This is a genomic window from Enterococcus sp. DIV0561, assembly GCF_050539875.1.
GTDB classification, from domain to species: Bacteria; Bacillota; Bacilli; order Lactobacillales; family Enterococcaceae; genus Enterococcus; species Enterococcus faecalis.
Genome location: NZ_CP172927.1, coordinates 654,117 through 668,809 on the forward strand (window position 1 = coordinate 654,117; position 14,693 = coordinate 668,809).

Sequence of the window (14,693 nt, forward strand, 5' to 3'; positions counted from 1 at the left end):
GTCGCTGTTTCCATTTTTTTTATTTTTAATTTAAGGCGCTACTATTTTCCATTACTTCATCGATTAAACCATATTCTTTTGCTTGTTCGGCAGTCATATAGTTATCACGATCGGTATCACGTTCAATCACTTCAATTGGTTGGCCAGTTCGTTCAGCTAAAATTGAATTTAAACGTTGACGAGTGTCTAAAATGTGACGAGCAGCAATTTCAATTTCTGTTGCTTGCCCTTGAGCACCACCAAGTGGTTGGTGAATCATGATTTCCGCATTTGGTAAAGCGAAACGTTTGCCTTTTTGACCAGCTGTTAATAAGAAGCTACCCATTGAAGCCGCCATTCCTAATACGATCGTTTGGACATCCGCTTTAACGAAATTCATGGTATCGAAAATCGCTAAGCCTGCAGAAACGCTGCCACCAGGAGAGTTAATGTACAAGTAAATATCTTTTTCTGAATCTTGGGCATCTAAGAATAATAACTGTGCAATCACTGAGTTTGCCACATTATCATCGATAGGGCCGCTTAGCATAATGATGCGGTCTTTTAATAAACGAGAGTAAATGTCATAAGCACGTTCACCGCGAGATGATTGTTCAATAACTGTTGGAATTAAATTCATAAGTAAATCCTCCTATATAAAGAAACTTTTAAAGTCATTCTATCACAAAGCACTTTGAATGCCTATGAAAAGTATACCTCTTTGGTCAATAAAGGTCAACGAAGTCGCTTGAAAAATTTTGTGTCATTTTTTATCCGAAACTTTTGGATTATGTTATACTAAAATGGAAAATTAGAAAAGAGCGAGGGGAAAAATATGTTTGTTTTTATCGCCGGAATGGTCGGTGTAATCATCGGTGCGCTAATAGTCACAGCAAGTGCCGCCTTACATTCATCTTACAAAGAGCGAAAAGAAGTACGTTATCGTGAACTAGAACATTTGGTTAAAGAAATTGAATCATTGAATTTATTAAATAAAAAAGTCAAAGAAATTTTACAAAAGCGTGAATTATATATAGACAGATCAATTGAATACTTATCGATGGATGATTGTTTCATCAGCATCGATGATTTTATTTATTTGGAATCATTTTCTGCTCAAAATAATTTTTACTTACCGACGTACTTAATTGAAGAATTTTTCAAAAAAATTGCGCATCGTAAAGTCATTTTGACGGCCAGCGAAGTTGCTGAAATGGGTGGGCACACCTATAAAGGCGGCCGTGTTATTTTGGAAAATTTTTCAGACGAGATTTTAGCAATTATTGAAGATAAAAAACGTAAAATGCAGCGTTTGTCTAACGAACCACTTCATTATTTTAAAGCGATTAAATAAAAAAAGAACCAGCGTACCCGCTAATTTTTGGGGGTATCTGGTTCTTTTTCTTGTTGTTCCATATCGGTCATAGTGTCTTCAATTTCTTTATGTAAGAAATAAGAAATAACTGTACGAATGATCACCAAGGTTGCCAATTTCAAAATATCTTGAAAAGTTGGTTTAACAATAGATTCAATAATATCAGCAGCAATTAAAATTTCTAAACTTAACAGAATGTAGCTACCAAGGAAGTTTTTGATGAACGTATTCATTTTGGTTAAGGTAAAGCGGCTTTGATTTTGTCGTTCACTTTTAATGAAATCTTTTCCTGCTAAACAAACACCCCAAACTAAAACAATAATTGAAAAAACATTCAGTCCTAAAATACATAGCTCAAAAAGTGGGGTTAAAAGCGTCATTAACTGATGGGGCCACTCATTCATCGTATTCACTCCTACCAAAAAGCCTTTTCTTTAACTATAACGAAACGGTTGACTAACGTCAAATATTGTTGAAATAAACGGGCTAAACTATTCAGCTTATAGAACAAAACTAAGAAAATTATGAATAGCATCTAACAATTAAGTAAAAGGATTGTAAAGGTTCTTTTACTTTTTTTGTGTAAAAAAAGACTTTTAAAAGGAATCAGGTGTCAAAAAGTAAGTGAAAACCAACTTTGTCAGTGGATAGTCTTTTCATTAATTTTTAAAAGACAAATTTTACGTTTTCAAGAGCCGAATACTGCCAAGTTTTAGCCTTTAAAGGTGATAGAATCAGAAATTGAGTAAGAGATGTGTCACAAAAGCAAGGAGACACATCGACTTGATGAAAGATTTAAGGAGCTGTAGTTGAAGTAAAGAGAAGCAAGTGTCCCAAACACTAGCGAAAGAAAATAGGGAGGATTAAAATGTTTAAGAAAGCAACGAAATTATTATCGACAATGGTGATTGTCGCTGGAACAGTTGTGGGAAATTTCAGTCCCACATTGGCTTTAGCTGAAGGAGCGGTTAAAGCAGGAGATATAGAAGGAATGACCAATACGGTGAAAGTAAAAGACGACAGTCTGGCTGATTGTAAACGGATATTGGAAGGACAAGCTGCTTTCCCAGTTCAAGCGGGTGAAACGGAACCGGTTGATTTAGTGGTTGTTGAAGATGCCAGTGGTAGTTTTTCAGATAATTTTCCACATGTAAGACAAGCGATTGATGAAGTTGTTAAAGGCTTGTCTGACCAAGACCGCGTGATGCTTGCTTCATATCGCGGCGGAAAACAATTTATGTTTCCTGATGGAAAGACAAAAATTAATTCAGCTGATTATGACATGAATGTGCGTGTTGATACTCAATTAACCCATGATAAAAGCAAGTTTGTCTCTGGTTTTGGAGACGTTCGGACGTATGGTGGTACGCCAACCGCCCCAGGATTGAAACTCGCTTTAGATACGTACAATCAAACACACGGAGATTTAACGAATCGAAAAACGTATTTCCTATTAGTGACAGATGGGGTCGCTAATACACGTTTAGATGGTTACTTGCATAAAACCAATACCAATGATTCAATCAATGAATATCCAGATCCAAGACATCCTCTTCAAGTCTCAGTGGAATATAGTAATGACTACCAAGGTGCTGCAGCAGAAGTTTTAGCGTTAAACCAAGAAATTACTAACCAAGGCTATGAAATGATTAATGCGTATTGGGAAAGTGTCGAATCTTTAAGTTCAGTGAATTCATACTTTGATAAGTATAAAACAGAAGTGGGTCCTTTTGTAAAACAAGAGTTGCAACAAGGATCTAGCACACCAGAAGATTTTATTACAAGCCAATCTATTGATGATTTTACAACCCAATTAAAACAAATTGTCAAAGATCGTCTGGCGCAATCGACACCAGCAACAGCTTCATTAACGATTGCCAATCAATTTGATATTCAATCGGCGACCGCTACGGACGATGCTGGAAATGATGTGCCTGTTCAAATTAACGGACAAACCATTTCAGCAACTAGTACAGAAGGTTACGTAGGAAACATCACCATTCACTACGAAGTCAAAGAAAATACAGCGATTGATGCAGCAACCCTTGTAAGTAGTGGGACAATGAATCAAGGAACAATTGCTAAGGAATTTCCAGAAGCGACGATTCCTAAAAATGACAATGCGCATGCGTGTGACGTGACGCCAGAAGATCCAACGATTACAAAAGATATCGAAAATCAAGATCACTTAGATTTAACCAATCGTGAAGATAGTTTCGATTGGCATGTCAAAACAGCTTTCGGTAACGAAACCAGCACATGGACCCAAGCTAGCATGGTAGATGACATTAATAAAGTGTTAGACATTGCAGACGTGAAAGTCACTGATGAAAATGGCAAAGATGTTACAGCCAATGGCACAGTAACACAAGAAAATAACAAAGTAACTTTTGCAATGAATAAAAAAGACGACAGTTATACCTACTTATCTGGTCACACATACACAATGACCATTACCACTAAAATTAAAGCAGACGCAACGGACGAAGAATTAGCGCCTTATATTGAACAAGGCGGGATTCCCAACCAAGCCGACTTAAACTTTGGCAACGAAGGGGACGTGTTACATTCCAACAAACCAACTGTAACACCGCCGCCAGTAGATCCAAATATTACTAAAGACGTAGAAGGTCAAGATCACTTAGATTTAACCAACCGTGACCAAGAATTTAAATGGAATGTCAAAACAGCTTTTGGTAACGAAACAAGCACTTGGACCCAAGCCAGCATGGTAGATGACATTAATAAAGTGTTAGACATCATTGATGTGAAAGTCACAGATGAAAATGGCAAAGATGTTACAGCTAACGGCACAGTAACACAAGAAAATAACAAAGTAACTTTTGAAATGAATAAAAAAGATGACAGCTATTCCTACTTAGCTGGTCACACATACACAATGACTATTACCACTAAAATTAAAGCCGGCGCAACGGACGAAGAATTAGCACCTTATATTGAACAAGGCGGGATTCCCAACCAAGCCGACTTAAACTTTGGCAACGAAGGTGACGTGTTGCATTCCAACAAGCCAACCGTAACACCGCCTGCACCAACGCCAGAAGATCCAACGATTACAAAAGATATCGAAGGCCAAGAGCATTTAGATTTAACCAACCGCGACCAAGAATTTAAATGGAATGTCAAAACAGCCTTTGGCAACGAAACCAGCACGTGGACCCAAGCCAGCATGGTGGATGATATTAACCAATTATTAGACATCACAGACGTGAAAGTTACTGATGAAAATGGCAAAGATGTTACAGCTAACGGCACAGTAACACAAGAAAATAACAAAGTAACTTTTGAAATGAATAAAAAAGATGACAGCTACTCCTACTTAGCTGGTCACACATACACAATGACTATTACCACTAAAATTAAAGCCGGCGCAACGGACGAAGAATTAGCACCTTATATTGAACAAGGCGGGATTCCCAACCAAGCCGACTTAAACTTTGGCAACGAAGGTGACGTGTTGCATTCCAACAAGCCAACCGTAACACCGCCTGCACCAACGCCAGAAGATCCAACGATTACAAAAGATATCGAAGGTCAAGAGCATTTAGATTTAACCAACCGCGACCAAGAATTTAAATGGAATGTCAAAACAGCCTTTGGCAACGAAACCAGCACGTGGACCCAAGCCAGCATGGTGGATGATATTAACCAATTATTAGACATCACAGACGTGAAAGTTACTGATGAAAATGGCAAAGATGTTACAGCTAATGGCAAAGTAACACAAGAAAATAACAAAGTAACTTTTGAAATGAATAAAAAAGATGACAGCTACTCATACTTAGCTGGACATACGTACACAATGACTATCACCACTAAAATTAAAGCTGATGCAACGGACGAAGAATTAGCGCCTTATATTGAACAAGGCGGGATTCCTAACCAAGCGGACTTAAACTTTGGCAACGAAGGTGACGTGTTACATTCCAACAAACCAACTGTAACACCACCTGCACCAACACCAGAAGATCCAAAAAAACCTGAACCTAAACAACCGCTAAAACCGAAAAAACCGTTGACGCCTACAAATCATCAAGCACCAACGAACCCAGTCAATTTTGGGAAATCAGCAAGTAAAGGAATTCATTTACCAATGACTAATACAACAGTAAATCCACTTTACATGATCGCAGGTTTAATTGTCCTTATAGTGGCTATTAGCTTTGGCATAACAAAAAATAAAAAAAGAAAAAATTAGACAAACTAAAAAGGAAGAAAAAACATGAATAAAAAAATTTCGTTCAGTCTGTTAATTTTGTTACTTAGTTTGTTGGTAGGTTTTACATTTATTCCGCATAAAAAGGAATTAAGTTTTAATGAGTATCAAGAAAAAAAACACTCTGGCGAAACATTTTATGTTGTTTTAAAAAAGAAAAACTGTTCAGATTGTCAGGATTTCGAGAAACTACTGCAAGCACCTAAACAGGTTTACTATGTAGAATTAACCAACAAAGAGACCATGAAAGAATGGTCAACATTTATCCGAGAAAATAAAGTTTTACATGTGCCATCTATGTTTAAAATAGATAACGGCCATCTCAAGAAAATTGATGGAGAAGGAGATGCGAATCAATTATTCGCAAACTATCAAAAAATAACGAAGTAAAAAGAATAAAAAGATAAGGCAAGTTTCCTTTATAGGAAACTTGTCTTTTTTCTAGTAATAGTCGTTTATTAAATAACATGTGAAATGTTTTACAAATTCATTTTGGTTTGATAAAATAAATTTGAACATATGAATTTATTTTCATTTGTTTTGGAAGGAGGAACGAATGATTGAATTGATTTTACTTTTGTCGGTGATTCTTTTAGGTTTATTGATTGGAAATAAAAGAATGGATAAGTGGCTTTTTCTTAAAGCATTGCTTTTGTTTTCTGTTATGCTAAGTGTGAGCATCTTAATTTCGGTAGCTATGTATTTATTATTAACAATAGGCGTTGCAAACGTAATAGGGGAGCAGTTAGAGTCGTTATTTCTTTTAGGGATAGTCGTTATCATCAGTACGAGTCTTTTATTATATTTTTTATTGAATTTAACGACGAAAAAAATTGTTTTACCCATCGCTTTAATGAAAATAATTGAATATTATATTCAATGGGTATTGATTTATGTTACTATTTATCAAGTGATTTTTGATCAGTTTATTGTTTCTTCAGAAGTAAAAAATACGTTAAAAGGAACTATTAATGAGCCAGTCGCAATCATTATTGTTATTTTGCCATCATTTATTTCAATTTGGATTGCCGTTGTTTTATTTAGGATTCGTATGGAAGAACTTTAATCAGATACTTTTAGAATGGAGGAGTTTGTATGTCTGCTTGGCAAACATTTAAAAATGGAACAAGGCAATTTTTTAAAGACATCTTGCAGTACTTATGGTTATTTTTTACTTTAAATGTTTTATTATTGGTGGGTGGGGCTTTTAGTTGGGCTACTTCCAACGCACTAAAAACTCAAGGTATTCCTTATCTTTCGTTTAATAACCTGAATTTACTGTTAGAAAAGCCGCTTGCTCTGGTGTTATTAATTCTCTTGTTGTTACTTTTTTTAGGTGCAGTTTTTTATCAGTTTACCTTTTTATTATTAGGGATTTTTCAAATACGGCAAGACCATCGCTTTCATTTTAAAGGAGTTACCAAGGCATCTTTTAAAGTTCTTAAAAAGCAAGGTGCCCGTTCGTGGTTATTCTTTTTCGGTTATTTTGTTGTCATTGTCCCTTTTGGTAACCTAATTTTCCAAAGTAATCTATTGACGAAATTCGTGATTCCAGATTTTATTGTTGAATTTTTGTCCCAACGAATTCCTTACTTGGTGGGGCTACTGGCTTTTGGGTTATTAGTCTGGTATTTAGCTATTCGTTTCATTTACACGCTTCCATTAATGATTTTGGAGAGAAAAAAAGCAGGCGAGGCAGTTAAGGCTAGTTGGTCAATGACAAACAAACGATTATGGTTCATTATTCGTAATATTGCATTTGTGACGATCGCGGTATTTGTTTCAACGTATGTTATTTATGTGTTACTTTATCTTCTACAGTTGAAGTTAGATACCTTGAGCGACACCATTAGCTTGCTAGGTGGTATTTTAAATTTAACGGTTGTCCAATTTTTACAGTTTGTCTCTAATGCTTGGCTTTCAGTATTACTGATTAATTTCTTATATACACAATTAAATGTTCAAGCAGAAACGACGACAAAAGTTGCCTTTGACAAAGAAACGAAACGTAATAAATTAGTGACTATCGGAATGGGCCTAGGACTATTCACCATTTTTGGCGGCTATATAATTTTCAACGCTGTTTACTTAACAGGGTTATTAGAATCAAAACCTTTGATTATTTCGCATCGAGGGGTCACCAATAGTAATGGCGTACAAAATACCATTCCTGCTATGGAAAGAACCATTAAATTTAAACCAGATTATATTGAAATTGATGTTCAAGAAACCAAAGACCATCAATTTGTTGTGATGCATGATGCAAACCTTAAAGAACTCGCCGGCGTTGATGGCACGCCACAAGAATTTACGTTGGCTGAATTAACAAAAATGATCGTTAAAGAAAATGGCCAAGAAGCACCAATTGCCAGTTTTGATGATTATTTAGCGAAAGCAAACCAAGCCAAACAAAAATTACTAGTAGAAATTAAAACGTCTAAACAAGATAGTCAAGGTGCGCTTTCTAACTTTATTGAAAAATATGAACGTCCTTTGATAAAGAATAACCATCAGGTTCAATCTCTCGACTACAATGTGATCAAAGCGTTTAAAAAAGCCAAATCAAAAGTAAAAGTTAGTTTTATTTTGCCCTATAATTTCACTTTTCCAGAAACACAAGCTGATTTGTATACAATGGAAGCTACTACGTTGAATGATACCTTCATTTTAAAAGCTGACCAACAGAAAAAAGCAGTTTATGCTTGGACAGTTAATGACTCAGAGGTACTAAGTAAAATGCTCTTTATGGACGTTGCTGGAGTGATTACCGATGATTTGGAGTTAGTTAATGAAGAAGTCAATGACTTTGAAAAAAATCCATCGTATGCGGATCGTATTTTGCATTATATTTTTATGCTGCCAAGTGTGGCTTCTCAATAAAAAATGAAGAAGAGGGTTAAACGAAATGAAAAAAGAATTTTCGCGAGTACTTCTTAAAAATCAATCAGATGAAATTCTTATTTTAAAAGATCGGCCAGACACTTGGAATTTCCCTGGCGGAAAACAAGAACTTGGCGAATCAGCGCTGGAATGTGCGATTCGTGAAATGAAAGAAGAATTAGCAGTGGAAATTACTGAACTTGAAGAAATTTTTACTGGACCACTCGTTTTTGATTCAATCGTTTGGCAAGGACATTTTTATTTTGCTAAACAAGCCCAAGGAAAAGTTACGCTGAACGAACCAAATAAAATTAAAGGCGTACAATTTATTAAGCGGTTTGAGGAAGTAAATTTTTCACCAGGATTAGCTCCGCTATTTGATTATTTAGCGCATAGTGATTATTTAAAGTTAAATAAAACTAACTGGAAATAGAGAGAATAGGAGTGTTTTTTGCTAGGGCTTTGTCAGAAAATTTGAAGAAGACATAGTTATTTGTTTTATCTTTTTACAAATAAAATTTTTCAGATATATTAGCATCAGAAAGTACAGAATCTAAAAAAGTTGCCATTGTTCCATAAACGTTGGAATGATGGCAACTTTTTATTAATAATTTGTTTGAATTAAGTAGTGGTGGTTAACCATTTAGAGTAGTAACTGGCAATTTCTTCTAATTGAGCATTTGTGGGAAATAAAGAGCAACAGATGATGTTTCGTTCTACCACATCTGGAATTGGAATATTCGTTAATAGTAAATCATAGGACGCTACAACTTCTTTTAAATCAACAGAAGAATCTAAAGTGAATAAGTTGTCAATTGCTAAGATATCCCTAAAACGCTCAGTAAAAAATTTTTTCATAAATAAATTATGTTCAATATCTGTAAAAAAATAGATACCCGTTTTCATTTTCGGAGGCAGTTTATTTAAAGAGGCTTGTAATTCATCCCAACGAATAATTAAGTGATAGATAAATTCATAAAATCTATCAATAGATTTATCATTAAGTATTTTTTTTAGAAAAGGAACACATTTGTCGTAAAAATAAGGATAATGATGAGTTAAATTTTCTAAGAAAAATTTATATTTTGGGAAAAGAATAAAAGCCTCTCCATAATCGGAAACAGAAAGATTATACAAATAAAGAACTATTGCATGGTAATTAGGATTACTGATTGCTAATGCTGTGGCTAGATAATCCAGTAGTTGCTCGATCTGTCTCTTTCTTGTAAGTACTTGTTGATTTTCTTTAGATAAGAAAACTAACTCTTTATAAGATTTCAGATAATGACCATTAAAGAAAATAGATTCTAAGCTATGAAAGAAAGAGGTATCCGTTTTGATAGAAAAGTAGCGGTCGAATAAATGAGAATAATCAGCAAGATTGGAATAAAGTTGTCTATTTTCAGGAAAGAATGCTAAACTACCTGCTTGTTTAAATCTAAGCACGATTGAATAGACATAAAAACTAAATTTATCGATATCAATGTTTCCAGCAAATTTGAGAATAGGTAAAGACTCCTCAAATAGTTGATTAAAAAAAATATTCTGTTCTTTTGAAAGAAGTTGAGTAGATGTCACATAGGATTCTTTCAAGAATGCTATAAAAAAATTTATTATTTTCGTTTCATCGCCACTGAAAGTAAGTGGTGACGTTTGAATTTTAAAGCTAAACTTTTCTAAAAGTATCTGATTGATACGAGTAATCATTCGCTTAACTGTTGAATTGCTGACGTATAGTGCTTCTGCTAACGCCTCAGTCGAAGGATAGGTGTTGAAAATTAGTTGCTGTAGGAGCCTAAATTCAGGGGCCACTTGTAGAAAACAACTATATACATATTCTATGTTTGTATTGTTAGGAAAATGTAAAAAATATTCTAGGTTTGCAGTTTTAATAATTTCACAGGGAGAAATAATGCTGTTCAAATCAGCTAAATCATTAAGCAAGGTTGTATGATTATATTGGAAGTACTCTTGGATGGTTGTTAATTTTTGATAAGGATTGTCGTACAAAAAATCAATTACTGTTAATTTTCTTTGGAAAGAATCAGATAATAAAGCTCTCATAAATATTATCCTCCATGTTTTCCGCTCAAAATTTATAATTTTTCTTCTATTTTTTGAGCCAAAAGTTTTATGCGAATAGAATATACTGTATAAAGTAAAACTATTTGTGGAAAAGATAGTAATTTAATTAAAAAATTTTTTTATATGAATTGGAGTTTTAAGATGAGTAAAAATTTTATTACATATGAAAAATTTGAACAATTTTTAGAAAAACAGGATAAAAATGTTTATGATATTTTAAAATTCATTGCGAGCAGTGAAAAAGTATCGCTTACATATGAAGAATTATATGAAATAACAAATTTATCGGTTCAGACACTGTATGAATTACTTCGTAAATTTATAGAAATACTTCCGGTGATAGATAAGAATCAATCTTTAAGTGTTCACATAGAAAGTTATAATTGTTATTCATTTCATAAAAAACCAAGTTTTACTTTGGATTATTATTTTGCCGTTTTTCTCAGAAGAAGTCAATATTATCGTATCCTTATAGATTTATTGTATGGGAAGCAACGGACGATTGAACAGTACACTGAAAAATTATTTATTAGTGAGTCTTCAGTCAAGCGAACGATGAAGCAGTTAAGAGGAATTTTGGATGGATTTTATCTGAAAATCATTAAAAAAAATAAAAAGTATCTCTTAGTAGGTGATGAAGAAAAAATTCGCTATTTTTATTTCATTTTATTTAAAATTAGTAGCAATGCACCGGATGATCTATATTCTGAAGAATCAATAAAACGAATACAAACAGATTTTCAAAAAATCTATCCTAATATTACCCAGAATACGTTAGAAAACTTTTTATATTTTTTACATGTTACTAAAATCCGAATGGCGCATGACTTTCGTTTGCAAGCAAAAGAAAATCACTTTGAAGTAATTAATCGATTATTTACGCTGAAAGATTTTGAAACCCAGTTAGGGAAATATATTTTTTTTAATGATGCGATGAATAATCAAGTTGAATTAGAATGTTTATACTTTTTTATCAGTACTGATGAATTGTTAACAATTGAAACAATTTTAAGTGTTTCCGCTTATCTTTCTCCAGCTATCTTATCGGAAGAAGCTTTTTTGATTGGGAATACAATTCTTTATCAGCTTTCTCAATTTTTTGACATAAAGTTTAGTCCAGAAGAATATTTCTATCTCGGTGCAAATTTTTATTTAAAAATAAAAAAGAGTGAAATTTTTTATTACTATCACTTTGAAAAAAAGTATTTAGATAAAACTATTGAGAAATACATCAATAAGTTATTTTCCGATTTTTCAAAATACTTTGAACGAAATACTGGAGAAAAGCTGCCTTTACCAGTTGACTATCTTCAATTAATTCTCTTAGAAATACTTTTAGAAAAAGATAAAAAAATTAGCGTGTTAGTTTACAGTGCGCTTGGAGATAGGGACAAAGTTCGGATTGAGAAGAAACTACAAAAGTTTATTACAATTCCTATACGTTTTGTTAATCGTTTAGAAGAAAACCCACAATTGATTATCTCTAATCGTTATCTGAAAAGTAATCAGAAGATTCCGATTTTTTATATTAGAAATTACTTTATGAACACTGAATTAAACAATATCTCAAAGTTTGTAGAAGAATTGTATTTTTTAGAGAAAGGATATAACCAATGAAAGTGAATATAATTTGTATCGGTAATAATTTGAATAGTATTTATAAAGATGAAATAGAAGAATATTTTGCGGAAAGTAACCATTATTCAGAGAAGGAATTAAAAAATATCAAGCCAAATAAAGAGGAGATTTATCTTATCTATCACTCGAATGAAGTAGAGAATGATTTGAAATATGAAGTGATTATAGCATTGTGTAAGAATTTTAAAGTACCTATCTTTGTTTTGTCGGATTGTCTGTCCTGTTCCGAGCAAATCATCTATTTGAATTTAGGGGTCATGGGTTTTCTGACAACAAAATTTACACCAGCAAATATCAAAACAATTTTAGCGAATAATTATTCTTTTTTCCAAGAATTGAATCAACAAACTGAGGCGATAGAGGCTCCCTTAAATTTTCAAATAAATTCACAAGAAAGAAGTCTGCGCATAGGTGATTCAAAACAAGTTCAATTAACAAGGTTAGAATTTAAATTTTTTAATTCTTTGTACCATAAAAAAGGCCATGTTGTGAATTATGAAGAAATCGCAAAAAATATATGGGAAAAAGAAACGTTTGAGAAAAAAGATACAGTTCGTTTGTCAATTATTGCTAAGCACGTCAGAGAAAAACTACGAGAAATTGCTGGGAATTCAGACTATATTTATACGGTGCGCTCGATTGGTTATAAGTTTAAAGAAAGTTGTTAAGGAGGAGTTCTTATGGTAAAAAAAATTAGTTTATTCATGATGATTTTTATGACAATTGCTGGTTATGGTCTTTCGGTCTGTGCTGAAGAAGATCAAGCAATTCCATATAGTGCCACAGCAATCATTCCTGAGAACCAACTAAATAAAAATGTCAGTTATTTTGATTTACTTGTTTCAAAAGGAGAAAAACAAATAGTAACTATTCAAATAAACAACAGTAGCGACAAAAAAATAAAAATAAAAATCACACCCAATACAGCTAAAACAACTAGGAATGGAACGATTGACTATTCTGGTATGGATTTAAAGAATACGGATAATCTAAAGTATCAGTTTGATAAACTCGTATCAAAAGAGCAAGTGGTCTCGATTGAACCTCATACAAAGAAAAACGTTGATTTTGTATTATCTATACCAAGGGAGGAGTTTCCAGGGATTATTTTAGGTGGATTTTATATTCGAGAAGAAAAAGATGAACAACAGGTACAGTCTTTAAATAAGACTGTTCAAATTACTAACGAGTTTTCTATGGTTATTGGCTGTCAATTAAGAATGAATGAGGAAAAAGTGCCCAAAGATTTTCAATTAAACAAAGTTAAACTAGGTACGTATGGTGGCTATTTTTCAATTATTTCTTCTATTTCTAATGTTTCTCCGTCGTTAGTTTCATTCTATTCTGTTGAAAAAACGATTCAAGATATGAATAGAAAAGAAATAGCAAAGTTTAAAAAAGAAGGGATTTCCATCGCACCTAATAGTATTTATGAAGCGCCAGACAAAATTGAGGAAAACAAGCTTAAACCAGGTAAATATAAGATGCTACTGACGATAGAATCGAGAGATAAAAAAAACAAGTGGCGTTTATCTGAGGATTTTGAAATTACATCTAAAGAGAAAAAAGGTGTCCAAAATGAAGCAATACCGAGTACCAAAATCAGTAATCGAAAAATTATTTATTTAGTCACCTGTATCTGGTTTGGGCTAGTTATTTTATTACTTATGATATTACTTTTAAGAAAGAGAAGAAATAGGGATAGATAAGAACGAGTTGTTCTTATTTATATATATATTATTTAGGAGGAAGAAAGATGAAGAAAACGATTTTATTTTCAATGTTAGTAGGATCAACATTATTTTTAGGTAAGGAGGCTTTGGCAGTTACACCTGCAATTTCAGAAGGAACTGCGACATTACAAGCACTTACGGAAGAGGAGGCTGGCCCAGTTACGCCGCAAATTACAGATCCAGAAAACCCCAACGGAACGGGTCAAACTGGCCTTCTAACATTGGACGCTGTTCCTAGTTTTGATTTTAAGGGGGAAGGATTATCCGGTCAATTTATGGACACATTAACACCAACCCAAATTGAAAATGGGTATGAAAAAAATGCTCAAATTACAGATCGAAGAGGAACTGGAGCAGGTTGGAATTTAAGTTTAAATATCTCAAGCTTTAAAAGCGCGGATGTCGCACTCAAGGGAGTTAACATCACAATTCCCGTTAGTCTTGAAGCGGGAACAGATAATACCTCTGTAGCCCCGTCAATTGTTAAATCAATTTCTGGTATCGTAGATCCGGTTTCAGGATTTGATGTGGGAACGGTTATGTCAGCCAATGTCGGTGAAGGATACGGGACTTGGATTTCTAAATTTTCTGGTGCATCTTTGAATATTGCAGACGGGAATTCAGCTGGTAGTTACAAAAGCACTTTTACTTGGACAATCGCGCAAGTTCCAATTGGTGAATAGCAAACAGACGCATCCAACTTACTATAGTAGATTTACTTGGACGTTGTCACTCATTCCACAATAGGAAAGTGAAGAAACCATTA

General features: G+C 33.6%; 13 protein-coding genes. 10 read left to right on the forward strand and 3 right to left on the reverse strand.

Going from position 1 to position 14,693, the window contains the following annotated elements; translation table 11 throughout:
* Positions 1-25 precede the first annotated feature (25 nt).
* Positions 26-619, reverse strand: a complete 594-nt coding sequence (gene clpP, locus IGM13_RS03240; RefSeq protein ID WP_002355633.1) for an ATP-dependent Clp endopeptidase proteolytic subunit ClpP — start codon at positions 617-619, stop codon at positions 26-28.
* A 195-nt stretch (positions 620-814) separates the two neighbouring features.
* Here clpP and IGM13_RS03245 point away from each other — a divergent pair, with 195 nt between their 5' ends.
* The gene (locus IGM13_RS03245) at positions 815-1,333 is read left to right on the forward strand and encodes a hypothetical protein (RefSeq protein ID WP_002420012.1); all 519 of its coding nucleotides are present in this window, start codon (positions 815-817) and stop codon (positions 1,331-1,333) included.
* 20 nt (positions 1,334-1,353) lie between these two features.
* Here IGM13_RS03245 and IGM13_RS03250 read toward each other — a convergent pair whose 3' ends face one another.
* Positions 1,354-1,758 carry a DUF1622 domain-containing protein gene (locus tag IGM13_RS03250; protein ID WP_002383026.1) on the reverse strand — a complete coding sequence of 135 codons (405 nt, stop codon included), beginning with the start codon at positions 1,756-1,758 and terminating at the stop codon, positions 1,354-1,356.
* Positions 1,759-2,222: 464 nt separating this feature from the next.
* Between IGM13_RS03250 and IGM13_RS03255 the strand changes: the two genes are divergently transcribed.
* From IGM13_RS03255 to IGM13_RS03275, 5 genes are all read left to right on the forward strand, one after another.
* On the forward strand, positions 2,223-5,573 hold the full coding sequence (locus tag IGM13_RS03255) for an isopeptide-forming domain-containing fimbrial protein (RefSeq protein ID WP_267580288.1): 3,351 nt from the start codon (positions 2,223-2,225) through the stop codon (positions 5,571-5,573).
* Positions 5,574-5,597: 24 nt separating this feature from the next.
* The gene (locus IGM13_RS03260; protein ID WP_002358745.1) at positions 5,598-5,981 is read left to right on the forward strand and encodes a bacteriocin; all 384 of its coding nucleotides are present in this window, start codon (positions 5,598-5,600) and stop codon (positions 5,979-5,981) included.
* A gap of 166 nt (positions 5,982-6,147) precedes the next feature.
* Positions 6,148-6,657: an SA1002 family membrane protein gene (locus IGM13_RS03265; protein ID WP_002420070.1), complete on the forward strand. Its 510-nt coding sequence runs from the start codon at positions 6,148-6,150 to the stop codon at positions 6,655-6,657.
* Positions 6,658-6,686: 29 nt separating this feature from the next.
* Complete coding sequence (locus tag IGM13_RS03270) at positions 6,687-8,471, forward strand: glycerophosphoryl diester phosphodiesterase membrane domain-containing protein (protein WP_048945178.1); 1,785 nt, start codon at positions 6,687-6,689, stop codon at positions 8,469-8,471.
* Positions 8,472-8,496: 25 nt separating this feature from the next.
* Positions 8,497-8,904: an NUDIX hydrolase gene (locus tag IGM13_RS03275; protein WP_002420072.1), complete on the forward strand. Its 408-nt coding sequence runs from the start codon at positions 8,497-8,499 to the stop codon at positions 8,902-8,904.
* Positions 8,905-9,092: 188 nt separating this feature from the next.
* Here the strand turns inward: IGM13_RS03275 and IGM13_RS03280 are convergent, their stop codons facing one another.
* The gene (locus IGM13_RS03280; protein WP_002383031.1) at positions 9,093-10,535 is read right to left on the reverse strand and encodes a helix-turn-helix domain-containing protein; all 1,443 of its coding nucleotides are present in this window, start codon (positions 10,533-10,535) and stop codon (positions 9,093-9,095) included.
* A gap of 162 nt (positions 10,536-10,697) precedes the next feature.
* Here IGM13_RS03280 and IGM13_RS03285 point away from each other — a divergent pair, with 162 nt between their 5' ends.
* Genes IGM13_RS03285 through IGM13_RS03300 form a run of 4 tightly spaced genes read left to right on the forward strand, consistent with a single transcriptional unit; the run spans position 10,698 to position 14,610 of the window.
* A complete protein-coding gene (locus IGM13_RS03285; protein WP_228067377.1) occupies positions 10,698-12,173 on the forward strand; it encodes a helix-turn-helix domain-containing protein in 1,476 nt (491 codons plus the stop codon).
* A complete protein-coding gene (locus tag IGM13_RS03290) occupies positions 12,170-12,862 on the forward strand; it encodes a winged helix-turn-helix domain-containing protein (protein ID WP_002383033.1) in 693 nt (230 codons plus the stop codon). The genes IGM13_RS03285 and IGM13_RS03290 overlap by 4 nt, the downstream gene beginning before the upstream one ends.
* A gap of 12 nt (positions 12,863-12,874) precedes the next feature.
* On the forward strand, positions 12,875-13,903 hold the full coding sequence (locus tag IGM13_RS03295; RefSeq protein WP_002420075.1) for a DUF916 domain-containing protein: 1,029 nt from the start codon (positions 12,875-12,877) through the stop codon (positions 13,901-13,903).
* Between the two features lie 47 nt (positions 13,904-13,950).
* Positions 13,951-14,610, forward strand: a complete 660-nt coding sequence (locus IGM13_RS03300) for a WxL domain-containing protein (RefSeq protein ID WP_002383036.1) — start codon at positions 13,951-13,953, stop codon at positions 14,608-14,610.
* Positions 14,611-14,693: the final 83 nt, after the last annotated feature.